At 64.7% G+C, this 25,267-nt stretch carries 21 protein-coding genes and 4 tRNA genes; 18 read left to right on the top strand and 7 right to left on the bottom strand.

The features are described 5' to 3' along the window. Positions 1 to 103 precede the first annotated feature (103 nt). The 6 genes from alaS to FXN65_RS20630 all read left to right on the top strand — a co-directional run bounded on the left by alaS (position 104) and on the right by FXN65_RS20630 (position 4,916). Positions 104 to 2,728 (top strand): alanine--tRNA ligase, encoded by a 2,625-nt coding sequence (gene alaS, locus FXN65_RS20655; RefSeq protein ID WP_151135894.1) that lies wholly within the window; start codon positions 104 to 106, stop codon positions 2,726 to 2,728. Between the two features lie 100 nt (positions 2,729 to 2,828). After that, positions 2,829 to 4,064, top strand: coding sequence for an aspartate kinase (locus tag FXN65_RS20650; RefSeq protein ID WP_151135892.1), 1,236 nt, complete (start codon positions 2,829 to 2,831; stop codon positions 4,062 to 4,064). A gap of 186 nt (positions 4,065 to 4,250) precedes the next feature. Next, complete coding sequence (csrA, locus tag FXN65_RS20645) at positions 4,251 to 4,436, top strand: carbon storage regulator CsrA (RefSeq protein ID WP_003283978.1); 186 nt, start codon at positions 4,251 to 4,253, stop codon at positions 4,434 to 4,436. Positions 4,437 to 4,497: 61 nt separating this feature from the next. Then, positions 4,498 to 4,588, top strand: a tRNA-Ser gene (locus FXN65_RS20640). A gap of 105 nt (positions 4,589 to 4,693) precedes the next feature. Then, a tRNA-Arg gene (locus tag FXN65_RS20635) sits at positions 4,694 to 4,770 on the top strand. A 69-nt stretch (positions 4,771 to 4,839) separates the two neighbouring features. Next, positions 4,840 to 4,916, top strand: a tRNA-Arg gene (locus FXN65_RS20630). Between the two features lie 44 nt (positions 4,917 to 4,960). Here the strand turns inward: FXN65_RS20630 and bamE are convergent. After that, complete coding sequence (gene bamE / locus FXN65_RS20625) at positions 4,961 to 5,464, bottom strand: outer membrane protein assembly factor BamE domain-containing protein (protein ID WP_151135890.1); 504 nt, start codon at positions 5,462 to 5,464, stop codon at positions 4,961 to 4,963. 317 nt (positions 5,465 to 5,781) lie between these two features. On the opposite strand from bamE, the gene mgtE reads away from it, so the two are divergent. Beyond that, entirely contained in the window at positions 5,782 to 7,224 is a 1,443-nt protein-coding gene (gene mgtE, locus FXN65_RS20620) for a magnesium transporter (protein ID WP_151135889.1), read from the top strand. 146 nt (positions 7,225 to 7,370) lie between these two features. Here mgtE and FXN65_RS20615 read toward each other — a convergent pair whose 3' ends face one another. Then, on the bottom strand, positions 7,371 to 7,697 hold the full coding sequence (locus FXN65_RS20615) for an Arc family DNA-binding protein (RefSeq protein WP_151135887.1): 327 nt from the start codon (positions 7,695 to 7,697) through the stop codon (positions 7,371 to 7,373). Between the two features lie 500 nt (positions 7,698 to 8,197). Between FXN65_RS20615 and phnN the strand changes: the two genes are divergently transcribed. Further along, positions 8,198 to 8,782 carry a phosphonate metabolism protein/1,5-bisphosphokinase (PRPP-forming) PhnN gene (gene phnN / locus FXN65_RS20610; RefSeq protein ID WP_151135885.1) on the top strand — a complete coding sequence of 195 codons (585 nt, stop codon included), beginning with the start codon at positions 8,198 to 8,200 and terminating at the stop codon, positions 8,780 to 8,782. Positions 8,783 to 8,785: 3 nt separating this feature from the next. On the opposite strand, the gene FXN65_RS20605 is transcribed toward phnN, so the two are convergent. Further along, positions 8,786 to 9,253 (bottom strand): Lrp/AsnC family transcriptional regulator, encoded by a 468-nt coding sequence (locus FXN65_RS20605; protein WP_151135883.1) that lies wholly within the window; start codon positions 9,251 to 9,253, stop codon positions 8,786 to 8,788. Positions 9,254 to 9,453: 200 nt separating this feature from the next. Here FXN65_RS20605 and FXN65_RS20600 point away from each other — a divergent pair, with 200 nt between their 5' ends. The 10 genes from FXN65_RS20600 to FXN65_RS20560 all read left to right on the top strand — a co-directional run bounded on the left by FXN65_RS20600 (position 9,454) and on the right by FXN65_RS20560 (position 21,448). Continuing rightward, the gene (locus FXN65_RS20600; RefSeq protein WP_151135881.1) at positions 9,454 to 12,921 is read left to right on the top strand and encodes an indolepyruvate ferredoxin oxidoreductase family protein; all 3,468 of its coding nucleotides are present in this window, start codon (positions 9,454 to 9,456) and stop codon (positions 12,919 to 12,921) included. A gap of 92 nt (positions 12,922 to 13,013) precedes the next feature. Next, entirely contained in the window at positions 13,014 to 14,066 is a 1,053-nt protein-coding gene (locus FXN65_RS20595; protein ID WP_151135879.1) for a Glu/Leu/Phe/Val dehydrogenase dimerization domain-containing protein, read from the top strand. A 108-nt stretch (positions 14,067 to 14,174) separates the two neighbouring features. Beyond that, positions 14,175 to 14,251 (top strand) — tRNA-Arg (locus FXN65_RS20590). Positions 14,252 to 14,369: 118 nt separating this feature from the next. After that, the gene (locus tag FXN65_RS28020; protein ID WP_178119374.1) at positions 14,370 to 14,507 is read left to right on the top strand and encodes a hypothetical protein; all 138 of its coding nucleotides are present in this window, start codon (positions 14,370 to 14,372) and stop codon (positions 14,505 to 14,507) included. Positions 14,508 to 14,637: 130 nt separating this feature from the next. Continuing rightward, entirely contained in the window at positions 14,638 to 14,826 is a 189-nt protein-coding gene (locus FXN65_RS28015; protein WP_178119373.1) for a helix-turn-helix domain-containing protein, read from the top strand. Between the two features lie 350 nt (positions 14,827 to 15,176). After that, positions 15,177 to 16,043: a LysR family transcriptional regulator gene (locus FXN65_RS20580; RefSeq protein WP_151135875.1), complete on the top strand. Its 867-nt coding sequence runs from the start codon at positions 15,177 to 15,179 to the stop codon at positions 16,041 to 16,043. Between the two features lie 270 nt (positions 16,044 to 16,313). Next, positions 16,314 to 17,375 carry a putative 2-aminoethylphosphonate ABC transporter ATP-binding protein gene (locus FXN65_RS20575; RefSeq protein WP_151135873.1) on the top strand — a complete coding sequence of 354 codons (1,062 nt, stop codon included), beginning with the start codon at positions 16,314 to 16,316 and terminating at the stop codon, positions 17,373 to 17,375. A 1-nt stretch (position 17,376) separates the two neighbouring features. Next, the gene (locus FXN65_RS20570) at positions 17,377 to 19,098 is read left to right on the top strand and encodes a putative 2-aminoethylphosphonate ABC transporter permease subunit (RefSeq protein ID WP_151135871.1); all 1,722 of its coding nucleotides are present in this window, start codon (positions 17,377 to 17,379) and stop codon (positions 19,096 to 19,098) included. A 40-nt stretch (positions 19,099 to 19,138) separates the two neighbouring features. Then, complete coding sequence (locus FXN65_RS20565; RefSeq protein ID WP_151135870.1) at positions 19,139 to 20,158, top strand: putative 2-aminoethylphosphonate ABC transporter substrate-binding protein; 1,020 nt, start codon at positions 19,139 to 19,141, stop codon at positions 20,156 to 20,158. 159 nt (positions 20,159 to 20,317) lie between these two features. Further along, positions 20,318 to 21,448, top strand: a complete 1,131-nt coding sequence (locus FXN65_RS20560) for a TIGR03364 family FAD-dependent oxidoreductase (protein ID WP_151135868.1) — start codon at positions 20,318 to 20,320, stop codon at positions 21,446 to 21,448. Between the two features lie 156 nt (positions 21,449 to 21,604). On the opposite strand, the gene FXN65_RS20555 is transcribed toward FXN65_RS20560, so the two are convergent. The 4 genes from FXN65_RS20555 to FXN65_RS20540 are packed head-to-tail and all read right to left on the bottom strand — an operon-like array spanning position 21,605 to position 25,221. Further along, positions 21,605 to 22,684, bottom strand: a complete 1,080-nt coding sequence (locus FXN65_RS20555; protein ID WP_151135866.1) for an ABC transporter permease — start codon at positions 22,682 to 22,684, stop codon at positions 21,605 to 21,607. Continuing rightward, the gene (locus tag FXN65_RS20550) at positions 22,681 to 23,628 is read right to left on the bottom strand and encodes an ABC transporter ATP-binding protein (RefSeq protein ID WP_212632319.1); all 948 of its coding nucleotides are present in this window, start codon (positions 23,626 to 23,628) and stop codon (positions 22,681 to 22,683) included. The genes FXN65_RS20555 and FXN65_RS20550 overlap by 4 nt, the downstream gene beginning before the upstream one ends. Then, positions 23,618 to 24,577: an HlyD family secretion protein gene (locus FXN65_RS20545; RefSeq protein WP_151135864.1), complete on the bottom strand. Its 960-nt coding sequence runs from the start codon at positions 24,575 to 24,577 to the stop codon at positions 23,618 to 23,620. Before FXN65_RS20545 ends, FXN65_RS20550 begins: the two co-directional genes overlap by 11 nt. Beyond that, on the bottom strand, positions 24,574 to 25,221 hold the full coding sequence (locus tag FXN65_RS20540) for a TetR/AcrR family transcriptional regulator (RefSeq protein ID WP_226282412.1): 648 nt from the start codon (positions 25,219 to 25,221) through the stop codon (positions 24,574 to 24,576). The genes FXN65_RS20545 and FXN65_RS20540 overlap by 4 nt, the downstream gene beginning before the upstream one ends. Between the last annotated feature and the right edge of the window lie 46 nt (positions 25,222 to 25,267).

Genomic DNA, 25,267 nt, shown 5'->3' with positions numbered 1-25,267 from the left:
ATTTTCTTGAAAACCTGCTGCTTTTTCGCCGATTTCCACTTGCCGTCCTTCGCCGATAACGATTTGCACCGCCGTCGTGGCCGCAGTTTCCGTGGAAGAACCTATGAAAAGCGCAGAAATCCGTGAAGCCTTCCTGAGCTTCTTCGAAGAGAAGGGGCATACCCGTGTCGCTTCCAGCTCCCTGATTCCGGGCAACGACCCGACCCTGCTGTTCACCAACGCGGGGATGAACCAGTTCAAGGACTGCTTCCTTGGCCTGGAAAAGCGCGCCTACACCCGTGCCACTACCAGCCAGAAATGCGTGCGTGCCGGCGGCAAGCACAACGACCTGGAAAACGTTGGCTACACCGCGCGCCACCACACCTTCTTCGAAATGCTGGGCAACTTCAGCTTCGGCGACTACTTCAAGCGCGACGCCATTCACTACGCCTGGGAATTCCTCACCGGCGACAAGTGGCTGAAACTGCCGAAAGAGAAGCTCTGGGTCACCGTCTACGCCAGCGATGACGAGGCCTACGACATCTGGACCAAGGAAGTCGGCATTCCCCACGAGCGCATGGTGCGCATCGGCGACAACAAGGGCGCCCCTTACGCTTCCGACAACTTCTGGGCCATGGGCGATACCGGCCCCTGCGGTCCCTGCACCGAGATCTTCTTCGACCACGGTCCGGAAATCTGGGGCGGCCCGCCCGGCTCGCCGGAAGAAGACGGCGACCGCTACATCGAGATCTGGAACAACGTGTTCATGCAGTTCAACCGCACGGCCGACGGTGTGATGCACCCGCTGCCGGCACCCAGCGTGGACACCGGCATGGGGCTGGAGCGCATCAGTGCGGTGCTGCAACACGTGCACTCGAACTACGAGATCGACCTGTTCCAGAGCCTGCTCAAGGCGTCCGCCGAAGCCATCGGCTGCGCCAATGACGACGCCCCGTCGCTGAAAGTGGTGGCTGACCACATCCGTTCCTGCAGCTTCCTCATCGCCGATGGCGTACTGCCGTCCAACGAAGGCCGTGGCTATGTGCTGCGCCGCATCATCCGTCGCGCCTGCCGCCACGGTAACAAGCTGGGCGCGACGGGCAGTTTCTTCCACAAGATCGTCGCCGCCCTGGTGGGCGAGATGGGCGAGGCTTTCCCCGAGCTCAAGCAGCAGCAGGCGCATATCGAACGCGTGCTGAAGACCGAGGAAGAACAGTTCGCCAAGACCCTGGAGCAGGGCCTGCGCATCCTCGAGCAGGATCTGGCTGGGCTGTCCGGCACGGTCATCCCGGGTGATGTGGTGTTCAAGCTCTATGACACCTACGGCTTCCCCATGGACCTGACCGGCGACATCGCCCGTGAGCGCGGCCTGACCCTGGACGAGGAAGGCTTCGAGCGCGAGATGGAGAAGCAGCGCGAACTGTCCCGCGCCTCCAGCGCCTTCGGCATGGACTACAACGCCCTGGTCAAGGTCGACGTCGATACCGATTTCACCGGCTATGTCTGCACCCACGGTGAAGGCAAGGTGATCGCCCTGTTCAAGGACGGTCAGGCCGTCGAGCAGCTCGCCGAAGGCGAGGAGGGCGTGCTGGTCCTGGATCGCACCCCGTTCTACGCCGAGTCCGGCGGCCAGGTGGGCGACTGCGGCTTCATCGCCGCCAGCGGCCTGCGCTTCGATGTACGTGACACCACCAAGGCCGGCGGTGCCTTCCTGCACCACGGCGTGGTCGATCACGGCACCCTGCGCGTCGGCGCCGCCGTTACCGCCCAGATCGATGCCACGGTCCGTCAGGCTACAGCGCTCAACCACTCCGCCACCCACTTGCTGCACGCCGCCCTGCGCCGCGTGCTGGGCGACCACGTCCAGCAGAAGGGCTCCCTGGTGGACAGCCAGCGCCTGCGCTTCGACTTCAGCCACTTCGAGGCCATCAAGCCCGAACAGCTGAAGGCCCTGGAAGACATCGTCAACGCCGAAATCCGCAAGAACAGTGAAGTCGAGACCGAAGAGACCGACATCGACACCGCCAAGGCGAAAGGCGCCATGGCCCTGTTCGGCGAGAAGTACGGCGACCAGGTCCGCGTGCTGACCATGGGCGGCGATTTCTCCGTAGAGCTCTGCGGTGGCACCCACGTGTCCCGTACCGGCGACATCGGCCTGTTCAAGATCACCAGCGAAGGCGGCGTGGCCGCTGGCGTGCGCCGCATCGAAGCGGTGACCGGCGCTGCAGCGCTGACCTACCTGAACGGTGCCGAAGAACAACTGAAGGAAGCCGCGGGCCTGGTCAAAGGCAGCCGCGACAACCTGCTGGACAAACTGTCCGCGCTGCTGGAGCGCAACCGCCAGCTCGAGAAGGAGCTGGAACAGCTCAAGGCCAAGGCGGCGAGCGCCGCTGGCGACGACCTGGCTGCTTCCGCCATCGATGTGAAAGGCGTGAAGGTGCTGGCTGCGCGCCTGGACGGACTGGACGGCGACGCGCTGCTGGCGCTGGTCGACCAATTGAAGAACAAGCTCGGCCGCGCAGTGATCCTGCTCGGCAGTGCGCTGGAGGGCAAGGTGACACTGGTCGCCGGCGTCACCCAGGACCTGACCGGCCAACTCAAAGCCGGCGATCTGATGAAGCAGGCCGCGGCAGCGGTTGGCGGCAAGGGCGGTGGTCGCCCTGACATGGCGCGCGGCGGCGGTACCGACGCCGCGGCCCTGGAGCAGGCTCTGGCCCTGGCCGCACCGTTCGTCGAACAGGGCCTCTGAGGCCCGCCGCCAGCGGTCCGCCCCACGCCCGGCGGACCTTGGCAGTGTTCTGCGTTGATTGTTTAATGGGCGCCCTTCACGGGATTAGGCGGCTTTTGAAATGGCTTTGATCGTACAGAAGTTTGGGGGGACCTCGGTCGGCACTGTCGAGCGCATCGAGCAGGTGGCCGAGAAGGTGAAGAAGTTCCGCGAAGGCGGCGATGACATCGTGGTCGTGGTTTCCGCCATGAGCGGCGAAACCAACCGCCTGATCGATCTGGCCAAACAGATCAGCGAGCAGCCGGTACCGCGCGAACTGGACGTGATGGTCTCCACCGGCGAGCAGGTGACCATTGCCCTGCTGGCCATGGCGCTGATCAAGCGCGGCGTGCCGGCGGTTTCCTATACCGGGAACCAGGTGCGCATCCTCACCGACAGCGCCCACAACAAGGCGCGTATCCTGCAGATCGACGACCAGAAGATCCGCGCCGACCTCAAGGCCGGCCGCGTGGTCGTGGTCGCCGGCTTCCAGGGCGTGGATGAGCACGGCAACATCACCACCCTCGGTCGCGGCGGTTCCGATACCACTGGCGTGGCCCTGGCTGCGGCGCTGAAGGCCGATGAGTGCCAGATCTACACAGATGTAGATGGCGTCTACACCACCGACCCGCGTGTGGTACCCCAGGCCCAGCGCCTGGACAAGATCACCTTCGAAGAGATGCTGGAAATGGCCAGCCTCGGCTCCAAGGTGCTGCAGATTCGCTCGGTGGAGTTCGCCGGCAAATACAATGTCCCGCTGCGCGTGCTGCACAGCTTCCAGGAGGGTCCGGGCACCCTCATTACCCTTGATGAAGAGGAATCCATGGAACAGCCGATCATCTCCGGCATCGCCTTCAACCGCGACGAAGCCAAGCTGACCATCCGTGGCGTGCCGGACATCCCCGGCGTGGCATTCAAGATCCTGGGCCCGATCAGTGCCGCCAATATCGAAGTGGACATGATCGTGCAGAACGTGGCGCACGATAACACCACCGACTTCACCTTCACCGTCCACCGCAACGACTACCAGAACGCCCAGCGCGTGCTGGAGCAGACCGCTAGCGAACTCGGTGCTCGTGAAGTGATCGGCGACACCAAGATCGCCAAGGTCTCCATCGTTGGCGTTGGCATGCGCTCCCACGCTGGCGTTGCCAGCCGCATGTTCGAAGCCCTGGCCAAGGAAACCATCAACATCCAGATGATCTCCACTTCGGAAATCAAGGTTTCCGTGGTGATCGAAGAGAAATACCTGGAGCTGGCGGTCCGTGCACTGCACACCGCCTTCGAACTGGACGCCCCGTCTCGACAGGGCGAGTAAGGCAAATTCCAAAAGGCGCGGCTCATCCCGCGCCTTTTGTCGTTTTTGGCCGCTACGGTGGAACTTTCCTTTTGCCGGGGCTGGTCAATACTTGGGTGTAAGCTCCAGCGGCAGTTCCGTGCCGGGGCCGTAACCATTTCTTTTTTGCAGACTGTTGTCCCGAAACGAATCCGTAAGGAGAAAGGAATGCTGATTCTGACTCGCCGGGTCGGAGAGACCCTGATGGTGGGTGACGATGTCACTGTGACCGTGCTTGGCGTGAAAGGTAATCAGGTGCGCATTGGTGTCAATGCTCCCAAGGAGGTTGCCGTGCATCGCGAAGAAATCTACCAGCGCATACAGAAAGAGAAAGACCAGGAACCAAGCCACTAATTTTTCTGCATTTTTTGCTTTGCAAACGGGGAAAACATGGATATCATGCGCCCCGTGTTGCGGAGAGGTGGCCGAGTGGCCGAAGGCGCTCCCCTGCTAAGGGAGTACACCTCAAAAGGGTGTCGGGGGTTCGAATCCCCCCTTCTCCGCCATATTTCGTGTTGTAGGGTGGTCAGTGGTAGATCGATAAGTTATTGAAACTTCTCGAAAAAACAGTTGACCAAGGCTGAAAATTCCCTATAATGCGCGCCCACAACGCACTCATAGCTCAGCTGGATAGAGTACCCGGCTACGAACCGGGCGGTCGGAGGTTCGAATCCTCCTGAGTGCGCCATTTTCTGAACATTTGGCTTGGGCTGGATGGTTGGAAAACCAGAGGTGATCTGGTCTAAAAACACCACACGCACTCATAGCTCAGCTGGATAGAGTACCCGGCTACGAACCGGGCGGTCGGAGGTTCGAATCCTCCTGAGTGCGCCATACCGAAAGGGCCTGCAGAAATGCAGGCCCTTTTCTTTTTCTGTTCAGCGCCCGCTTTTCACGCAGCCGTCCTCGTCGAACGCCACTTGCTGGCCGGCGCCTTGCTTCGCCTTGTAGTGGTACCGGACCTGGCCATTGGTGCCGCTGATGCGATCCGGCTTGCCCAGTGCACTTTCGACGTCGGCGCGGGTCATGCCCTTGCGGACCTGCTTGCGAATGATCGCCTTGCGCCGCTCCTGCGGCGAAATCAGGTTGCCGCAGACTTCTGCTCGTTCACCGACAACTACTATTTCCGTGGAGCGTTCAGGGCTTTCCCAGTTCTGACTCGGAAAGTACCGGCTGCCGTTTTCCTCCGGTATCGGCTCGCTGTTCAGCAGGTTCAGCGTCCTGGTGCGTTGATATTCGACTTGGCTGTCCGGCGGGCAGCCATGCTGGTTGAAGCTGACGTTGCCTTCGGCGTCGCTGCAGCGGAAGACGGATGCCGCATTCAGTGGGGATTGCGGCAAACAGGGCAGGGTGACGAGAGCGAGGATCGAGAGTCGTTTCATGGTGCCTTCTCCTTGGCATGGGCTCTCGAGCGTATCCGGTGAATTTCTTTGCGTGGGCGTGTCCTACAGAAGGTTGCTTTCGTCGCACCAAGGTGAGGGCAATCCCAGCTATGCGATGCAAGCGATTGTTCTTTCCACGATTTTGTAACGCGTGAGTCGAATGGCGGTGTTATCATTGCGCGGTCAGCCCCGCCGGGGCATTCGGACAACCATCATGGACTTACCCAGTAGTTACTCAGAATCCCGATTGCACAATCGCGAAATGACTGTCTGACCCCATTTCGGCGCGCCCCGCCGCTGGGGGTGGAGCGCGCTATATGACTGAAGTAGAAGCCAAAAAGCCGCAAGAGAGCCTGCAGGACCGCCTGGCCCAGGTAATCGATCTGCTGCATCGCCACAAGCTGGTAGAGGACCTGACCCACCGTCAGGAAGGCCAGCATCGCGACCTCGTTGAAAACCTCGTTCACCGGCAGAATCTTGCCGAGCTTCAGCGCAAGCTGGACGAGTTGCACCCTGCCGACATCGCCCACATCCTCGAAGCCCTGCCGCTGAATGACCGCCTGACGGTCTGGCAGCTGGTCAAGGCGGAGCGCGACGGCGACATCCTCCTCGAAGTCTCCGACGCCGTCCGGGAGTCGCTGATCGCCGACATGGACGATCACGAGCTGCTCGCCGCGGCCAAGGAAATGGATGCCGACGAGCTGGCCGATCTCGCGCCCGAGTTGCCGAGAGATGTGATTCACGAGCTGATGGAGTCCCTCGATGCGCAGCAGCGCGAGCGCGTTCGCTCCGTGCTGTCTTATGAGGAAGACCAGGTCGGCGCGTTGATGGACTTCGAGATGGTCACCATCCGTGATGACGTGGCCCTGGAAGTGGTGTTGCGCTACCTGCGCCGCCTCAAGGAACTGCCCGGCCATACCGACAAGCTTTTCGTGGTGGATTACGACGGTGTCCTCAAGGGCGTCCTGCCCATCAAGCGTCTGTTGGTGAACGATCCGGACAAGGAAGTGGCCGAAGTAATGGCCACCGACCCGGTGAGCTTCCATCCGGATGAGGATGCCTACGATGCCGCCCAGGCGTTCGAGCGCTACGACCTCGTGTCGGCGCCGGTGGTGGACAAGAACGGCAAGCTGATCGGCCGTCTGACCATCGACGAGATGGTCGACTTGATCCGCGAGGAGAGCGAAAACGAAGTCCTCAATATGGCCGGTCTGCGCGAGGAGGAAGACATCTTCGCCTCGGTCTGGAAATCGGTGGGCAACCGCTGGGCCTGGTTGGCAGTCAATCTGGTCACCGCCTTCATCGCCTCCCGAGTAATCGGCCTGTTCGAAGGTTCCATCGAGAAACTGGTGGCCCTTGCCGCGCTGATGCCCATCGTCGCCGGTATTGGCGGCAATTCCGGCAATCAGACCATCACCATGATCGTCCGCGCCATGGCGCTCGACCAGGTCGGGACGGGCAACACTTCGCGCCTGCTGCGCAAGGAGTTGGGCGTGGCGCTCATCAACGGCCTGATCTGGGGTGGGGTGATTGGCCTGGTGGCCTACTACCTGTACGGCAGTTGGTCATTGGGTGCGGTGATGACGGGCGCCATGACGCTGAACCTGTTGCTCGCGGCGCTCATGGGGGTGCTGATTCCCATGACCCTGACGCGCATGGGGCGCGACCCGGCCATGGGTTCCAGCGTGATGATCACGGCCATGACCGACAGTGGCGGCTTCTTCATCTTCCTTGGGCTTGCCACCCTGTTCCTGCTCTGACCCGCGCAGACAAATGAAGAAGCCGCCTTGCAAGGGCGGCTTCTTCGTTTCTGCGGCGGCAGGAATGCGGGCGCCGCTCCGAACCTCGAATCGGAGGCATGAAAAAACCGGCAATTGCCGGCTTCTTCAATCAGTGCGGGGCAGTCTCACGACTCCTCGGCAGCCAGTTCTGCATCGTGGGCGATCAGCGCAACCAGTGCGTTTTGCTGGCGCCGGGAGAGCTGGCGGAAACGCTGCAGCAGTTCGCGTTCGTGCAGGCTCAGCTCCGGGCTGTCCAGGCGCATGGAAACGCCTTCGTCCAGGGCGCCTTCCTGGAGCATGCTTTGCTCGAGGCGGGCGATGATCTCGGAGTTCATGCTGCGATGGTGGTTGCGGGCCACGACAGCAATGCGCTCGCGCATACCCTCGGGGAGGCGAACGACGAATTTGTCAGCCGTACGACTGGAATAGATAGCCTGTTTCATAGGGCGCATACATTCAACCGGTTAGTTCAGGAAAGCGATGCTGGCAATGAGCTGCAAGATTGTCACCGGTTTGACTGTTCTTGGCAGCAATTGTTCAGCCAGTTTCGCGATTCGAATCGGTATGACCCTAAGGTCAGCAAAACGTTTCCTTGACGTCAAATTGGTGTCGGATTGTGATCGTTATAGCGGCTTTTGGCCAGCACCAATTGTCCGAATTGCGAGTGGCTGAACACTTTCCAGACAATTCCCAAATGCTGCTTCCACCGCTCTAAATCCCTCATTGAGCACATTCCGACAGCCGCATTGCTCCTCGAAGCCCCATTCAAGGTCCATGAAGGCATCATGATGCTGTCTGGCCATCACTCTAAAGGGTAGCTGCAGTTGTCAGACCACGCCCTTCGCAAAAGAATCCTTTGCGCTGCCATAAAAGCGGTTCAAAATTTTCAAACCAGCTTCCACGGCTCCCCTCCGTGACCATCGTTCGCAACTCACTCCTACCAGGTGCATTCATGACAGGCAGGCTCATCTATCTCATCGGCCCGTCCGGTTCCGGCAAGGACAGCCTCCTGGATGCCGTGCGAGAGCGCCTGGGCGGGCAGGGCTGCCGTGTTGCGCGCCGGGTGATCACGCGTTCTGCAGAGGCCAGGGGCGAGCTGGCGGAAGCTGTCAGTCCCGAAGTGTTCGCCGAACGCGAGGCCCGTGGTGACTTCGCCATGAGCTGGTTCGCCAATGGCCTGTCCTATGGCATCCCCCGAGTGATCGACGACTGGCTTGCTGCGGGCGACGACGTGCTGGTAAACGGCTCCCGTGGCTACCTGCCGGAAGCGCGTCGACGTTATCCACACCTGTTGGCCGTGCTACTGACGGTGGAGGACAGCGTCCTGCGTACACGCCTGCATGCCCGTGGCCGTGAGTCGGCGGAAGAAATCGAAGCCCGCCTGGCGCGCAATGCCGGATTTGCCGACACCCTGCTGGCTGGCGAGAACGCCGATCTCCGCCTGCTGGACAACTCCGGCTCCCTCGCCGAGACCTGCCAGCGCCTGTTGCAGCTCATCGAAGACCACCGTCCCCTTGCCTGGCCCGACTCCGCCTGATCCTCAATCCAGCGGCAGCTCCGTGGTGCGCTTGACCTCGCTCATGGCGATGTTCGAGTGCGCTTCCAGCACGTGGGGGCGCTGCAGCAGCTGGTCCCGCAGGAAGCGCTCATAGCTGGCGATGTCCTTGGCCACCACCTTCAACAGGTAATCCGAACCGCCGGCCATGGTGTAGCACTCCAGCACTTCCGGATAGCCAACGATCGCCTCCTCGAATTCCGTGAGGTTGTTGCGCCCGTGGGCGGACAGCTTGATGTTCACGAAGACCGTGATCGAGAAACCCAGCAGCCTGGGGTTGAGCAGGGCGACTTTGCGCTCGATCAGACCTTCCTCCTGCATGCGGTGAATACGCCGCCAGCAGGGGGACTGGGACAGTTCCACCTTCTCGGCCACCTCGGCGGCGGACAGGTCGGCGTCGTGCTGCAACAAGCGCAGGATCTTGCGGTCGATGGGGCTAAGCGGGTTTTGCATGAATCAGTCCGAAATCTTGTACTTGTTGGAAGGATCATGCGCAAGTCTGGCGTTGGAACGCGAAAATAGAAAGAAAAAATCAGCACCGTCCGGTCATAGTCTTGGCATGTGTCCGACACAGCGATCCTGCGTCGGGCTGAACAAGAGATGGCACTCACCGTTGCCATCTAGGTCGCCATAAAAATAAAAGGAGCGCCCGCATGTCTCTGGCCGAGATCCGCCTGGATGACAAATACCGCCTCGAAACCGGTCACCTCTACCTCACCGGCACCCAGGCACTCACCCGCCTGCCGATGCTGCAGAAGCAACGGGACAAGGCCCACGGCCTGAATACCGCCTGCTTCATCTCCGGCTACCGGGGCTCGCCGCTCGGCAACCTCGACAAGAGCCTCTGGGAGGCCAAGTCCTTCCTCAAGGAAAACCACGTCCACTTCCAGCCCGGCGTCAACGAAGAACTGGCCGCCACCGCCTGCTGGGGCAGCCAGCAGACCAGCCTGTTCCCCGGTGCCCGCTACGACGGCGTGTTCTCCATGTGGTACGGCAAGGGCCCGGGTGTCGATCGCTGCGGCGACGTCTTCAAGCACGGCAACTCCGCCGGCGTATCGCCCCACGGAGGCGTCCTGCTGCTGGCCGGTGACGACCACGGCTGCAAATCCTCCAGCATCGCCAACCAGAGCGAGCACGCCTTCATCGGCGCATCCATTCCCGTACTGAACCCGGCCAACGTCCAGGAAATCCTCGACTACGGCATCATCGGCTGGGAGCTGTCGCGCTACAGCGGCTGCTGGGTGGCGCTCAAGACCATCGCCGAGAACGTCGACTCCTCCGCCGTGGTGGAAGTGGACCCGCTGCGGGTCGAGGTGAAGATTCCGCAAGACTTCGTCCTGCCGGAAGACGGCGTGCATATCCGCTGGCCCGATCCGCCCCTGGCGCAGGAAAAGCGCCTGAACATGTACAAGATCTACGCCGCTCGCGCCTTCGCCCGCGCCAACAATCTCAACCAGGTGATGCTGGACTCGCCCAACCCGCGCCTTGGCATCATCACCACCGGCAAGTCCTACCTCGACGTGCGCCAGGCCCTCAATGACCTGGGCCTGGACGAGGAACTCTGCGCCAAGGTCGGCCTGCGGGTGCTCAAGGTCGGCATGAGCTGGCCGCTGGAGCCCGTCTCCGTCCACGAATTCGCCGAAGGCCTGGATGAAATCCTGGTGGTAGAAGAGAAGCGCAGCGTCATCGAGGACCAGGTCACCGGCCAGCTCTACAACTGGCCTGTGGACAAGCGTCCGCGCGTCGTGGGCGAGTTCGACGAAGAGGGCGTATCGCTGCTGCCCAACCTCAGCGAACTGACCCCGGCAATGATCGCCCGCGTCATCGCCAAGCGCCTGGCGCCCATCTACTCCAGCGAGCAGATCGAATCCCGCCTGGCCTTCCTCGCCGCCAAGGAAAAGGCGCTCGCCGCGCCCAAGCACACGACCACCCGCACGCCGCACTTCTGCTCCGGCTGCCCGCACAACAGCTCCACCAAACTGCCCGAAGGCAGCCGCGCCCAGGGGGGTATCGGCTGCCACTACATGACCCAGTGGATGGACCGCAACACCGATACCTACACCCAGATGGGCGGGGAGGGCGCCACCTGGATCGGCCAGGCGCCGTTCACCGATACCCCGCACATCTTCCAGAACCTGGGTGATGGCACCTACTTCCACTCCGGCCAGCTGGCCCTGCGCGCGGCCGTCGCCGCTGGGGTCAACATCACCTACAAGATCCTCTACAACGACGCCGTGGCCATGACCGGCGGTCAGCCCATAGACGGCGAGTTGCGCGTCGACCAGCTCAGCCAGCAGGTCTTCGCCGAAGGCGTGAAGCGCATCGCCCTGGTCACCGACGAGCCGGAGAAATACCCGACCCGCGATACCTTCGCGCCCATCGTCACCTTCCACCATCGCCGCGAACTGGATGCCGTGCAGCGCGAGCTGCGCGAGTTCAAGGGCGTGTCGGTGCTGATCTACGACCAGACCTGCGCCACTGAAAAGCGTCGTCGCCGCAAGCGCGGCAAGCTGGTGGACCCGGCCAAGCGCGCGTTCATCAACCCGGCTGTGTGCGAAGGCTGCGGCGACTGCAGCGTCAAATCCAACTGCCTGTCCGTGCTGCCGCTGGAAACCGAGCTGGGGCGCAAGCGCCAGATCGACCAGAACGCTTGCAACAAGGACTTCTCCTGCGTGGAAGGCTTTTGTCCGAGCTTCGTCACCGTGCATGGCGGCAGCCTGCGCAAGCCCGAGGCCGCCGGTGCCAAGGCGCTGTTCGTGGCCCTGCCGGAACCGCGCCAGCCGAGCCTGGAGCGTCCCTGGAACATCCTCCTGCCGGGCGTTGGCGGCAGTGGCGTGACCACCGTTGGCGCGCTGCTGGGCATGGCCGCGCACATCGAAGGCAAGGGCTGCACCGTACTCGACCAGGCCGGCCTGGCGCAGAAGTTCGGCCCGGTGATCACCCACATCCGCATCGCCGCCAAGCAGGACGATATCTACGCCGTTCGCATCGCGGCCGGTGAGACCGACCTGCTGCTGGGCTGCGACCTGGTAGTAGCCGCCAGCGAGGAAGCGCTGGCCAAGCTCAACGACCGTATCGCCCACGCGGTGGTCAACAGCCATGAGGCCGCCACCGCCGAGTTCACCCGCAACCCCGACGCCCAGGTCCCCGGCCAGGCCATGCGCGACGCGCTGGTTGAGGCGGTTGGCAGTGCCAAGACTCACTTCGTCGACGCCACCCGCCTGGCCACCCGCCTGCTGGGCGACAGCATCGCCACCAACCTGTTCATGCTGGGCTTCGCGTACCAGCGTGGCCTGGTGCCGATCTCTGCCGAAGCCATCGAGAAGGCCATCGAGCTCAACGGTGTCTCCGTCACCCTCAACCAGCAGGCGTTCCTCTGGGGCCGCCGCGCCGCCCACGATCTCGTGGCGGTGGAAAAGCTGGCCAAGCCGGCGGAAGTGGAAGCGCCGCGCTGCGAAACCCTGGAAGAGATCGTCCAGCATCGCGCCGATCACCTGCGTGCCTACCAGAACGCCGACTATGCCGAGCGCTACCGCGCCCTGGTGGAGCGCGTGCGTCAGGCCGACAGTGGCGAAGACAAGGCCCTGAGCCGCGCCGTCGCCCGCTACTACGCCAAGCTGCTGGCCTACAAGGACGAGTACGAAGTGGCGCGCCTCTACAGCGACGACGCCTTCCGCAAGCAGCTCGAAGCCCAGTTCGAGGGTGACTTCCACCTGGAGTTCTACCTGGCGCCGTCCTGGCTGGCCAAGCCCGACCCGGTCACCGGCGAACCGCGCAAGCGCCGCTTCGGACCCTGGATGCTCAAGGCGTTCGGCGTGCTGGCGCGCTTCAAGTTCCTGCGTGGCACCGCCTTCGACCCCTTCGGCCATAGCGAGGAGCGCAAGGTCGAGCGCGAGCTGATCGCCGGGTACGAAGCCACGGTCGACCTGCTCATCAAGGAGCTGAAGCCGAGCAACTACGCCACCGCCGTCGCCCTCGCGGAACTGCCGGAGCAGATCCGTGGCTACGGCCCGGTGAAGGAGCGCGCCCTGGCCAAGGTCCGCGAGCAGGAGAAGCAGCTCCGCAACCGCCTCACCGCCAGCGACATCCAGGTGCTGCACCTGTTCGACCCGGCTGCCTGAGTCCAAACCCCTTCAGCCCTTCTCCTTTCCTTCGGGAAAGGGGAGGGCGCTCTTCGACTTGAAACACGCCTACACCGATTCGAGGTACATCCATGTCCGTCTTCACCCATGTCGAGTTCGATCATCACGAGCAGGTGGTCTTCGGCCACGACAAGGCCACCGGTCTCAAGGCCATCATCGCCGTCCACAACAGCAACCTCGGTCCGGCCCTCGGCGGCTGCCGCATGTGGCCTTACCTGAATGACGAGCAGGCCCTTCGCGATGTGCTGCGCCTGTCCCGTGGCATGACCTACAAATCCGCCCTGGCCAACCTGCCGCTGGGCGGCGGCAAGGCCGTGATCATCGGCGACCCGCACCGCGACAAGAGCGAAGCGCTGTTCCAGGCCATGGGCGATTTCGTCGACAGCCTGGGTGGCCGCTACATCACCGCCGCCGACTCCGGCACCGGCGTCACCGAGATGCGCATCATGGCCGAGCGCAGCCGCCACGTGGCCGGCGCCGGCACCCGCGAGGCCCTGGGCGGCGGTGTGCGTGACGGCAACCCCTCGCCGTCCACCGCCTACGGCACCTTCGTTGGCATCCGCGTGGCGGCCAAACATCGCCTCGGCCGCGACGACCTGACCGGCCTGCGCGTGGCCATCCAGGGCGTCGGCCAGGTCGGCTTCAGCCTGGCCCAGTACCTCAAGGAGGCCGGAGCGCAGCTCTGGGTCTGCGATATCCACGAAGCCAACGCCCGCAAAGCCGCCGAGCAGCTGGGCGCCCAGGTGGTGGGGCAGAACGAGATCTATGGTCTGGACGTGGACGTTTTCGCGCCCTGCGCCATGGGCGGCATCATCAACCCGCAGACGCTGGAAGCCCTGCGCGCGCCCATCATCGCCGGCGCCGCCAACAACCAGCTGGCCGACGCCGGCCTGGCCGAGGAACTGCGTCGTCGCGGCACCCTCTATGCACCGGATTACGCCATCAATGCCGGCGGTATCATCGACGTCTGGTACGAGCGCAGCGGCGGCAGCGAGGCCGAATTGCGCAAGCACGTGGAAGGCATCGGCGAGACCCTGCGGGAAATCTTCGTCCGCGCCGACAGCGAAGGCCGCACCACCACGGCCGTGGCGGACCGCCTGGCCGAAGAGCGCTTCGGACGTTGACGGAAGTGCCTCGCGGGGCGAGTGTTCCGCGAGGCATGACAAATTGCGCGGACGTCGCTAACATGCCGGCCGTCCTCAGGACCTCGCCCCCCCTGGCGAACCCGCCGCGTCCCAGTAGCTCAATTGGATAGAGCATCCCCCTCCTAAGGGGAAGGTTGGTGGTTCGAACCCACTCTGGGACGCCATTTTCCCTGCACCTTCATGACTCCTCATCGCCCCATGCCGCTTGCCGCCTGTGCTTGCGGGGCCTTGTGCTGCACGCTTGACTGAAAGATGGGGGACTCACCTCTCGGGAGAACTCAGATGCTCAAGCGCTTGATCCCCTTGGTAATGGTGGCGTTGTTCATCGCGATCAGTGGCTCGACTTGCGATGGCGGCAACGGTGGTGGCGGTGGCTCGCAGCAGAGCGAGCCCATGGGCGGCGGAGGCGGCGGTTACTAGTAGGAACGAGCCCCGCCTGGTGTGCGGCTTTTCATGTCCCGCGCCCGTTGCAGGCGTCTACCCCGATCACATGCTGGTGGATGAAAGCCGCGGCAGTGAGCACCGCTTGCGTTCACGGGAGGCCGAGGTCATGCACGGGCGGCACGTGGATCGCGCCATCGCCCGGATGAGGCAACTGATGGCTTCGGCCAACGGCGCTGACGAACTGTCTGAGGTGGTCGGCATCAGCCGCCGCCAGCTGGACCGGCTGTTCCAGGCCAGCCAGGGGGTGACGGTGAAGGCCTACTGGACCGAGATGCGGCTGAACCATGCGAGGTGACGCCTGCTGAGTTCCAGCCACATCCTTGCGCTGATCGCCGAAATTGGCGCGGTGGATACCCGCCACCTCGCAAGGCTGTTCCGCAAGCGCTTCGGCCTCTCCCAGGCCGCCTTCCGGCAGCAGGCCCAAGTGCGCGGATACTGTTGTTCCGACGGCTTTTCCTGCAAATAGCTTCACCAGCGCTGCGCCAGCCGTGCCGATCAGTCCTGGAGCCTTGCCTGTTCGCTGAGCGTCCGAGGACGGGCAGGACTGTGTCCAGCATCGCGAATGAATTCGCCCCCACAGCTATCGGAGCTGTCCTGCTGTACGGCTAGAATGCCCGCACTTCCCCGTTCCGAGGTTCCGTCGCCATGCTCAGCGCCGAGCTCAAGGCCTTCTACATGGTCGCCCGCCTGGGCAGCATCACCCAGGCGGCGAAGAAGCTTGGCCTCAGCCAGCCGACCGTGACCACGCAGATCCGCAACCTGGAAGGCCAGTACGGCGTCGAGCTGTTTCATCGCGGCGGGCGCCGCCTGACGGTGAGCGAAGAGGGCGCGAAGCTGCTGCCCATGGTCAAGGTGCTGCTGCAGCAGGAGGCCGACATCGAGTTCTTCCTGCGCAATTGCGGGCAGATGCAGGGCACCCTGCGCATCGGCGCCACCGCGCCTTACTACATCCTCGACCTGGTGCGCAGCTTCCGCGAACGCTTTCCGCAGATCGACGTTTCCCTGGATATCGGCAACTCCCAGCAAGTGGTCGAAGCCCTGGAGGAATATCGCGTCGACCTCGCCGCTTCCTCGCAGAAACTGGACGACGCCCGCCTGGTGCGCATGGTGCTGGGCAGCGACCCGCTGGTGCTGGCCGTGCACCGTGAACACCCCCTGGCGCGACGCAAGTCGGTGAGCCTGGAGGACCTGAAGGGCCATTGCCTGCTGATGCGCGAACCGGGCTCCACCACCCGCCAGCTCACCGAGGACATGCTCAAGGACGCGGGCATCGCCATCGGCCCGCTGCTGGAAATCGGTAGCCGCGAATCCATCCGTGAAGCGGTGATCCGTAACCTCGGCATCAGCATCATCGCCCGCCATGAAGTGCCGGATAACCCGGAGCTACGGGTTATCGAACTCAAGGGCGCGCCGCAGATAGACGAATACCTCTACTGCCTCAAGGAGCGGCGACAGGCGCGTCTGCCGGCCGCATTCCTGGCGGTGGCGCGGGAAACGGCTGACCAGCCGTAGGCTGGCGCTGTAGGCGCGAATTCATTCGCGAAGCGGGCCGAAGGACACGTCCTGCGTGTCTCAAGGAAACGGGAAGCGGAGCTGCCCTTCGCGATTGAAATCGCTCCCATGAGGATTGCGCAAACGCCGATCCGGGGCACATCCAAAATCCGCCAATGACACTATCGGCGTAATTTGCCCAAACGCCATCTGGCGTTCGCATTGCCTCCCTAGCATCAACCTCGTCGAGTCGTGCCCCCGTGCACGCCAACTGCTCAACGAGGTACCGCCATGTCCCATTCCGACCAGCACGCCACCCATATGCGGGTGCGAGATATCCACAAGCGCTTCGGCCAGTTCACCGCCTTGGGCGGAGTGTCCCTGGATATCGCCGAAGGCGAGCTGGTGTGCCTGCTGGGGCCGTCCGGTTGTGGCAAGACCACGCTGCTGCGCTGCATTGCCGGCCTGGAGCAACAGGACAGTGGCACGCTGCATATCGGCCAGCGCGACATTTCGCGCCTGCCGCCGCAGGCCCGTGACTACGGCATCCTGTTCCAGTCCTATGCGTTGTTTCCCAACCTCACCGTCGAGCAGAACATCGCTTACGGCCTCTCTGGCAGCGGCCGCGAGCAGGTGCGTGCCCGCGTGGCCGAGATGCTGGAGCTGGTGGGCCTGGCAGGTAGCGAGAAGAAATTCCCCGGCCAGCTCTCCGGTGGCCAGCAGCAGCGCGTGGCCCTGGCCCGCGCACTGGCGCCGGCACCGTCCCTGCTGCTCCTCGACGAGCCGATGTCGGCGCTGGACGCCCGCGTTCGCGAGCATCTGTGCACCGAGCTGCGACAGCTGCAGAAGAGCCTCGGCATCACCACGCTGATGGTGACCCACAACCAGGACGAGGCGATGCTCATGGCCGATCGCATCGCCGTGATGAACCAGGGTCGCGTCGAGCAGTACGGCACCCCCCGGGACATCTACCGCCAGCCCGCCACGCCCTTCGTCGCCGAGTTCGTCGGCCAGGGCAACTGGTTGCCCTTCGAGTCGCGCTTCAACGGTCACGCCCGTGTCGGCAGCCTGGCGCTGCGCCTGCCGGAGTCGGCCAATGGCGCCGCCAGCGGCCGCCTGTTCTGCCGCCCCGAGGCCGTCGCCATCAACCCCTCCGAGCAGCAGGACAATCGCTTCCGCGCCCAGGTACGGGAGATCACCTTCCTCGGCAACCGCTGCCGCATGAGCTTCGAGCTGGAGCAACTGCCGGGCCATGCGCTGCTGGCCGAGCTGGACCCGGAAAGCCTGCCACGTCTCGGCACCCCGGATATCTGGGTAGCGCTGCCCTCCCGCAGCCTTCAGGTGTTCGCCTGAGATGGAGGCGGTGATCAAGCTGGACAAGATCCCGGCCAGGGACGCTGCGCGCGGCGACCTGGGCGACCGCCTTTTTGTACAGGGTGGAAAATACCTGTTCCTCGGCCTGCTGATCCTCGCGGTGCTGCTGCCACTGCTGGCGATCTTCTGGCGCGGCTTCAGTGGTGACGCGGGGCAGGGCGGCGGTTTCGTCGCGGCCCGTGAGCTGTTCGCCAGCGCCAACTTCCACTGGCTGCTGGGCAACAGCCTGAAGGTGTCTTTCAGCGTGGCCACCATCGTGGTGCCCTGCGCCTACCTGTTCGCCTATGCCTTGCAACGCACCCTGATTCCGGCCAAGGGCCTGTGGCGGGGGATTTCCCTGCTGCCGCTGTTGGCGCCGTCGATGCTGCCGGGCATTGCGCTGATCTACCTGTTCGGCAACCAGGGCCTGCTGCGCGACTGGCTGCCGGACAATATCTACGGCTTCTGGGGCATTGTCCTCGGTGAAGCCATCTACACCTTCCCTCATGCGCTGATGGTGCTGCTCTCGGCCCTGGGCGTGGCCGACGCGCGCCTGTTCGACGCCGCCGCCAGCATGGGCGCCGGCCCCTGGAAGGCCTTCCGCAGCATCACCTGGCCGGCCACCCGCCAGGCGGTGTTCGCCGCCTTTTGCCTGGTGTTCACCCTGACCATCACCGACTTCGGCGTGCCCGTGGTGGTGGGCGGCGACTATCAGGTGCTGGCGTTGGAAGCCTACAAGGCGGTGGTCGGCCAGCAGCAGTTCGGCCGTGGCGCGCTGATCGGCATGGTGCTGCTATTGCCCGCGCTGCTCAGCTTCGGCGTCGATGCCTGGCTGCGCCGCCGCCAGGGCGAGGCCATGAGCGGCCGAGCGCAGGTTTTCCACCCGGCGCCGTCGAAGGTCCGCGATGCCTGCTTCCTGGCGCTGGTGCTGGTGGTCTGCGCCATCCTCCTGCTGGTGCTGGGGATGGCGGTGTATTCGTCGCTGGTGAAGTTCTGGCCGTACAACCTGTCGCTGTCCCTGCGTCACTATGCCTTCGAGGAAACCGCCGGCGGCGGCTGGCTCGCCTATCGCAATAGCCTGACCCTGGCCACCTGCACCGCGATGTTCGGCGGCGCGCTGATCTTCACCGGTGCCTACCTGATGGAGAAAACCCGTGGCCAGCAGTGGCTGAACCAGACGCTGCGCCTGCTCAGCTTCGTGCCTATGGCCGTGCCGGGCCTCGTGCTCGGCCTTGGCTACGTGTTCTTCTTCAACCTGCCGGGCAACCCGCTGCACGCCCTCTACGGCAGCATGACCCTGCTGGTGATCTGCTCCATCGCCCACTTCCTCACCACCGCGCAGATGACCGCCAGCACCGCGCTGCGCCAGCTGGACGGCGAGTTCGAAGCCGCCGCGCTGTCGCTCAAGGCTCCGCTCTGGCGCCACTACCTGCGGGTTACGGTGCCGATCTGCCTGCCGGCGCTGCTGGACATCATTCGCTACCTGTTCGTGTCGCCCATGACCACGGTGTCCGCCGCCATCTTCCTCTACAGCCCCGACAGCGTCCTCGCCGCCGTGGCCGTGCTGAACATGGACGACGCCGGCAACGTCGGCGGTGCTGCCGCCATGTCCACCCTGATCCTGCTTACCTCGGCCGGCGTATCCCTGCTGCTGGCCTGGGCTTCGCGCGGCCTGCTGCGCCGCTCGCAGGCCTGGCGCCAGGGCGTGCCGGGCACCCACTGAACAACCACAACCCCAAGCCATTACCGACAAGGAGCTTTCCATGTTCAAACGCCTCGCACTCGCCGCCGCCGTTGCGGCCGGATTCAGCTTCCAGGCCCAGGCCGCTACCACGCTTACCGTGTACACCGCCCTGGAAGCCGAGCAGCTGTCGGCCTACAAGAAGGCCTTCGAAGCGCAGAACCCGGATATCGAGATCAAGTGGGTGCGTGATTCCACCGGCATCATCACCGCCAAGCTGCTGGCCGAGAAAGACCGCCCGCAAGCCGACGCCGTGTGGGGCCTGGCCGCTTCCAGCCTGGCCATCCTCGATGCGCAAGGCATGCTGGAGAAGTACGCACCCGAGCACCTGGAAACCATCGGCGCCAACTACCGCGACGCGGCCAACCCGCCGGCCTGGGTGGGCATGGACGTGTGGGCCGCGACCATCTGCTTCAACACCGTGGAAGCCGAGAAGCAGGGCCTGGCCAAGCCCGGCAGCTGGGAAGACCTGACCAAGCCCGAGTACAAGGGCAAGATCGTGATGCCGAACCCGGCGTCCTCCGGTACCGGCTTCCTCGACGTCAGCGCCTGGCTGCAGACCTTCGGCGAGAAGCAGGGCTGGGCCTACATGGATGGCCTGCACCAGAACATCGGCCAGTACGTCCATTCCGGCTCCAAGCCTTGCAAGCTGGCCGCCGCCGGCGAGTTTCCCATCGGCATCTCCTTCGAATACCCGGCCGTGCAGCTCAAGCGCCAGGGCGCACCGCTGGACATCGTCCTGCCGAAGGAAGGCCTGGGCTGGGAAATCGAAGCCACCGGCATCGTCAAGGGCACCGACCAGATGGAAGCCGCGAAGAAACTTGCCGACTTCTCAGCCAGCCCGGCGGCCATGGAGCTGTACAAGGAAAACTTCGCCGTGCTCGCCGCCCCCGGCATCGCCAAGCCGCAGACCGAACTGCCGGCTGACTACGAGCAGCGCCTGATCAAGAACGACTTCGCCTGGGCCTCGCAGAACCGCGACCAGATCCTGGCCGAATGGCGCAAGCGCTACGACGGCAAGTCCGAGAAGCTGCCGCAGTAACCCGAGGTATCAGCCAGCGCCCTTGCTCTTTCCGCCTCTCCCTCTGGGGCCAATAGGCACGCTTTTGGACGCACGGCTTCCAGTGCCTGTGAGCGTCTGGGCGCGAAGCGGGGCCAGGGTGAGGGAATCTGGACGGCACGAGCTTTCAAGGAGAACCCCATGCCCCTGCAAGACACCGACATCGCCATAGTCGGCGCCGGCATCCTCGGCCTTTCCCACGCGTACGCCGCCGCCCGGCGCGGCTTGCGCGTCAGCGTCTTCGAGCGCAGCACCACGCCGCTGGGCGCGTCGGTGCGCAACTTCGGCCAGGCGCTGGTCACCGGCCAGCCGCCGGGCCCCATGCATGCGCTGGCTCGCGCAAGCCGCGAAATCTGGGCTGGCTGGGCCGAGGCCGCCGGCTTCGACATCCGCCGCAATGGCTCTCTGCTGTTCGCTCGCACCCGCGCGGAAGAGGAACTGCTGGAAGCCTTCTGCGAAGTGCGCGCCCCCGAGCACGGCTATCACGTCGAATTGCTACGTGGCGAACGCCTGCACGATCTCTACCAGGGCCAGTTCAGCCATCACCGCGCCGCGCTGCTGGGGCTGGATGACCAGCAGATCCATTCCCGCGAGGCGATTCCCGCACTGGTGGACTACCTGCGCCGCGAGCATGGCGTCCAGTTCCACTTCTCCACCCTGGTGCGCGATGTCGAACCGGGGATTATCCACAGCACGAGAGGCAGCTGGCGCGCCCAGCAGATCGTGGTCTGCTCGGGGCACGACTACCAGACGCTGCTGGCCGAATACATCGTCCCGCTGCAGCCCCAGGTCTGCCGTCTGCAGATGCTGCGCGTACGCCCGGAGCGCGACTTCGGCCTGAACCAGGCGGTGCTCACGGGACTCTCCTGCGTGCACTACGGCGCCTTCGCCGACCTGCCGGAGGCCGAAGCCATCCGCGAGCAGATCCAGAACGAGCAGCCGGAGCTGGAGGAACACGGCATCCACTTGCTGGTCAGTCCGACGCCCTATGGCGAGCTGATCGTCGGTGATTCTCACCACTACGGCAGCGATGCCTCGCCCTTCAACGCCGAAGCGGTGGACGACATCATGCTGGCCCTGGCCGAGCACACCCTGGCTACCCGCCTGACGGTGGTGGAGCGTTGGCAGGGCGTCTACGGCGCACGAGGGCCGGGCCCGTTCTCGGTGCTCAAAGCCGCGCCGGGGGTGACCGCCGTGCTGATGCACAGCGGTGTCGGCATGAGCGTCGGCCCGGCGCTGGGTGAGCGGACCATGGCGGGGTTGCTGGGCTGATTCTGCAGGGGCGAGAGACCGCAGGTTGGTCCGAGGGACGAGGCCCGACGCAATGGTGCCGGGCCGTGGATCGTTGGGTTTCGCTTCGCTCAGTTGTGGGAGCGAGTTCATTCGCGAATGAATTCGCTCCCACAAGAGCAAGTCGGCTGATGGAGTTCAATCCAACCGCTTGTGCACCCGCATCACCGCAACGGTGAGCATCACCAGGGCGAACACCACCAGCACCACCAGTTCCAGCCAGAGGTCGGCCAGGCCCGCGCCGCGCAGCATGATGCCGCGGGTCAGGCGCAGGAAGTGGGTCAGCGGCAGGATTTCCGCTATCCACTGCGCCGCATGCGGCATGCCGGCGAAGGGGAACATGAAGCCCGACAGCAGGATTTGCGGCAGGAAGGTGAAGAAGGCCATTTGCATGGCCTGGAACTGGCTGCGTGCGAGGGTGGAGATGAACACGCCCAGGGTCAGGCTGGCGAAGATGAACACCAGGGATGCGCCGTAGAGTTCCAGCAGCGAACCGCGCACCGGCACCTCGAACAGCCACAGCCCCACCAGCAGGATCACCGTCACCTGCACCAGGCCGATGCCGACGAAGGGCAGTACCTTGCCCAGGGTCAGTTCCCAAGGGGAAACCGGCGTGGTGATCAGCAACTCCATGTTGCCGCGCTCGCGCTCGCGCACCAGGGCGATGGCGGTGAAGAGCACCATGGTCATGGTCAGGATCACCCCGATCAGCCCCGGCACCGTGTTCAGCGGCGCCAGGCGTTCCGGGTTGTAGAAGTTCACCACCTGCACGCCGGTGAGGTTCGGCCAGCCGGGCAGGGGATAGGCCGCCAGTTGCCGGGCCGAGGCCTGCACCACCTGGTCGGCGCCATCCACCACCAGTTGCAGCGGCGGGCGGTCCTTGCGTTGCAGGCGCGCTTCGAAGTCCGGCGGTACCACCAGGGCAGCGCTGATGCTGCCTTCGCGCAGCAGTTTGTCCAGTTGCTGCGGGGTGGCGAGCTGGTAGCGGAAGTCCAGCACCTGGCTGGCCCCGAGTTCGGCCACCACTTCGCGGGAGCGGGCGGTGTCCGCCTGGTCCAGCACGGCGGCGTGCAGGCCGCGCACGTCCATGTTGATGGCGTAACCGAAGAGCACCAGCTGCATGATCGGGATGCCGACGATCATGGCGAAGGTCAGGCGGTCGCGGCGCAACTGGCGCAGTTCCTTGAGGACGATGGCCCCCAGGCGGCGCAGGTTCATGACGAGGCTCCGGCCCGCTCCAGCGGACGGTGGGTGACGGCGACGAAGACGTCCTCGAGGTTGGCTTCGGTGGGCTTCACCGTGGCTTCGATGCTTTGTTCGGCCAGGCGCCGGGCGATGCGCTCGTGGGCATCGTCGACGGCGCTGAGCACCCGCAGCGTGGCGCCGATCTGGGCCATGGCGATGACTTCCTCGGCACCTTGCAGGGCACGCTGGGCCTGGCGTGGCTGGGCGCACTCCACCACCAATGGGCGGCCGGGCAGGGCGGCCATCAGTTCGGCGGGGCTGCCATCGGCCACCAGGCGGCCGGCGTCGAGAATGCCGAGGCGGGTGCAGCGTTCGGCTTCGTCCATGTAGTGGGTGGACACCAGCAGGGTGGTGCCGGCTTCGGCCAGTTCGAACAGTGAATCCCAGAATTCCCGGCGCGACTGCGGGTCCACGGCGCTGGTGGGCTCGTCGAGCAGCAGCAGGTCGGGCTTGTGCAGCACCGCGCCAGCGAGCGCGAGGCGCTGTTTCTGGCCGCCGCTCATGGTGCCGGCGAGCTGCTTGCGGCGGTCCGCCAGCCAGTAGCGTTCCAGCAGTTCGTCGATGCGCTGGCGGGCTTCGCGGCGATCCAGGCCCTGGACGGTGGCGAGGAATTCCAGGTTCTCTCCCACCGTCAGGTCCTCGTAGAGGGAGAACTTCTGGGTCATGTAGCCGATGTGCCGCTTCAGCGGTTCGGCGTCCTGGGGGATGCGGCAGCCGAGCACTTCGATTTCGCCAGCGCTGGGCAACAGCAAGCCGCAGAGCATGCGGATGGTGGTGGACTTGCCGCAACCATTGGGGCCGAGGAAACCGAATACCTCGGCGCGGTTGACGCGCAGGTTCAGCCCATCAACGGCGGTGAGCTGGCCGAAGCGCTTGGTCAGGCCGCTCGCGCGGATCACCGCATCGTTACTGTTCATGGCTCATTCGCTCCGCCTGCACCGGCAGGCCGGCGGGCAGCCTGCGCGCCGCCTCGCCCTTGAGCACCAGCTCGGCGCGGTAGACCAGGCGGCTGGCGTCTTCGCCGGTCAGGGCGAAATAAGGGGTGAAGCTGGACTCGCTGGCGATGCTGCGCACGGTGGCCTCGAAGGGCTCGTCCACACCTTCCACTTTCACTCTGAGGGAGTCGCCGATGGCGATGTTCGGCCGCACGGAGGCCGGCACGTAAACCCGCGCGTAGGGCGCATCGCCCACCAGCAGGCTGACCAGTTCGGCATTCAGCGGCGGCTGGTCGCCGGGCTTGAATGGCAGGGCGTCGACCCTTCCGGCGCGGGGTGCGCGCAGGCTGAGGTGTTCGCGGGTGACCTTCAGTTGCGCCAGGCGGCCCTGGGCGGCCTGGAGCAGTGCGGTGGCCTGTTCGATCTGCTCCGGGCGGGTGCCGTTGGTGAGTTCGCGGAGCTGGGCATCGGCGTTGTTCACCGCGGCGCTGGCCTGGTCGCGGGCGGCGCGGGCGCGGTCGAGTTCGGCGATGGCCACCTGGCGGCGCTGATAGAGGGAGGCGATGCGCTGGAAGTTGCGCTCGGCGTCGGTCAGCTCCGCGCGGTTGCGATTGAGGGTGGCGCGGGCGGCATCCACGGTCTCGCTGCGGGCACCGTTGCTCAATTCGTCCAGGCGCGCCCGGGCCTGGCCGACATCGCCTTCGGCCTCGGTGACGCGGGCGTCGAGACGGCGCGGGTCCAGTTCCAGCAACAACTGGCCTTCCTGGACCTGGTCGCCCTCGGCCACGCGCCAGGCGAGGATCGTTTCCGAGGCTTCGGCGGGCAGGCCGATGCGGTCCCATTCCAGTGTGCCGAGCAGCGCCTGTTGGGCAGGGTCTTCACAGCCGGCGAGCAGGGTGACGGCCAGCAGGCAGGGGAGCAGGCGTTTCATGGCTTCACCTCCAGGCCCCGTTCGAGCAGCGCCAGTATGTGTTTCACCATGGCTTCGTCGCCCAGTTCCGGGCTGGCGAAAATGCCGCGCCAGATCGGGCCGGCGGCATAGGGCAGCATCACCATGCCCACCAGCGAGACCACCAGCAGGCGCGGGTCGATGTCGGGGTTCAGGCGGCCGCCGGCCTGGGCCCTGGCGAAGCGCTCGGCCAGCAGGACCGGCACCATTGGCGCGAAGCGGCTGGCGAGCATGTCGCGCAGGGCGCCGCCTTCGCAGAGCACTTCACGCACCCACAGCGGCGGCAGCCAGGGATTGCGGCTGAGGTTGGCGCTCATGCCGCGCACGAAGGCGCTGACCAGGTCCAGTGGATCGTCGCCGACCTGATGCAGACGCTCGGCCATGCCCTGGAACAGGGGGAGCAGGCGCTCTTCCACCAGGGCATCCACCAGGCGTTCCTTGTTGCCGAAGTAGTAGTTGACCAGGGCAGGGGTCACGCCGGCCTGCTGGGCGATGCCACGCAGGCTGGCTGCGTGGATGCCGATGTGGGCGAAGGCGTCGGTGGCGGCGTCCAGCAGGCGTTCGCGCTGGAGCTGGGAATCGCCCGTGGGGCGGCCTGGGGAACGAGGGCGGGTCACGGTAACCATCTCCGGGCAGGTGGGGATGATTTATTTAAATAGCCATTTAATTAAT

It is taken from the genome of Pseudomonas lalkuanensis (assembly GCF_008807375.1).
Taxonomy (GTDB): Bacteria; Pseudomonadota; Gammaproteobacteria; order Pseudomonadales; family Pseudomonadaceae; genus Metapseudomonas; species Metapseudomonas lalkuanensis.
Note: the sequence above shows the minus strand (reverse complement) of the source record. Positions and strands in the feature narration are given on the sequence as shown.

What these genes read in the sequence shown, in the direction of transcription:
- FXN65_RS20570 (WP_151135871.1), top strand. Translation starts at nt 17,377, where the DNA reads ATGGAGGCGGTGATCAAGCTGGACAAGATCCCGGCCAGGGACGCTGCG.
- FXN65_RS20560 (WP_151135868.1), top strand. Translation starts at nt 20,318, where the DNA reads ATGCCCCTGCAAGACACCGACATCGCCATAGTCGGCGCCGGCATCCTC.
- FXN65_RS20595 (WP_151135879.1), top strand. Translation starts at nt 13,014, where the DNA reads ATGTCCGTCTTCACCCATGTCGAGTTCGATCATCACGAGCAGGTGGTC.
- csrA (WP_003283978.1), top strand. Translation starts at nt 4,251, where the DNA reads ATGCTGATTCTGACTCGCCGGGTCGGAGAGACCCTGATGGTGGGTGAC.
- mgtE (WP_151135889.1), top strand. Translation starts at nt 5,782, where the DNA reads ATGACTGAAGTAGAAGCCAAAAAGCCGCAAGAGAGCCTGCAGGACCGC.
- phnN (WP_151135885.1), top strand. Translation starts at nt 8,198, where the DNA reads ATGACAGGCAGGCTCATCTATCTCATCGGCCCGTCCGGTTCCGGCAAG.
- FXN65_RS28020 (WP_178119374.1), top strand. Translation starts at nt 14,370, where the DNA reads ATGCTCAAGCGCTTGATCCCCTTGGTAATGGTGGCGTTGTTCATCGCG.
- FXN65_RS20540 (WP_226282412.1), bottom strand. Translation starts at nt 25,221, where the DNA reads ATGGTTACCGTGACCCGCCCTCGTTCCCCAGGCCGCCCCACGGGCGAT.
- FXN65_RS20565 (WP_151135870.1), top strand. Translation starts at nt 19,139, where the DNA reads ATGTTCAAACGCCTCGCACTCGCCGCCGCCGTTGCGGCCGGATTCAGC.
- FXN65_RS20545 (WP_151135864.1), bottom strand. Translation starts at nt 24,577, where the DNA reads ATGAAACGCCTGCTCCCCTGCCTGCTGGCCGTCACCCTGCTCGCCGGC.
- FXN65_RS20580 (WP_151135875.1), top strand. Translation starts at nt 15,177, where the DNA reads ATGCTCAGCGCCGAGCTCAAGGCCTTCTACATGGTCGCCCGCCTGGGC.
- bamE (WP_151135890.1), bottom strand. Translation starts at nt 5,464, where the DNA reads ATGAAACGACTCTCGATCCTCGCTCTCGTCACCCTGCCCTGTTTGCCG.
- alaS (WP_151135894.1), top strand. Translation starts at nt 104, where the DNA reads ATGAAAAGCGCAGAAATCCGTGAAGCCTTCCTGAGCTTCTTCGAAGAG.
- FXN65_RS20650 (WP_151135892.1), top strand. Translation starts at nt 2,829, where the DNA reads ATGGCTTTGATCGTACAGAAGTTTGGGGGGACCTCGGTCGGCACTGTC.
- FXN65_RS20555 (WP_151135866.1), bottom strand. Translation starts at nt 22,684, where the DNA reads ATGAACCTGCGCCGCCTGGGGGCCATCGTCCTCAAGGAACTGCGCCAG.
- FXN65_RS20600 (WP_151135881.1), top strand. Translation starts at nt 9,454, where the DNA reads ATGTCTCTGGCCGAGATCCGCCTGGATGACAAATACCGCCTCGAAACC.
- FXN65_RS20550 (WP_212632319.1), bottom strand. Translation starts at nt 23,628, where the DNA reads ATGAACAGTAACGATGCGGTGATCCGCGCGAGCGGCCTGACCAAGCGC.
- FXN65_RS28015 (WP_178119373.1), top strand. Translation starts at nt 14,638, where the DNA reads ATGCACGGGCGGCACGTGGATCGCGCCATCGCCCGGATGAGGCAACTG.
- FXN65_RS20615 (WP_151135887.1), bottom strand. Translation starts at nt 7,697, where the DNA reads ATGCGCCCTATGAAACAGGCTATCTATTCCAGTCGTACGGCTGACAAA.
- FXN65_RS20605 (WP_151135883.1), bottom strand. Translation starts at nt 9,253, where the DNA reads ATGCAAAACCCGCTTAGCCCCATCGACCGCAAGATCCTGCGCTTGTTG.
- FXN65_RS20575 (WP_151135873.1), top strand. Translation starts at nt 16,314, where the DNA reads ATGTCCCATTCCGACCAGCACGCCACCCATATGCGGGTGCGAGATATC.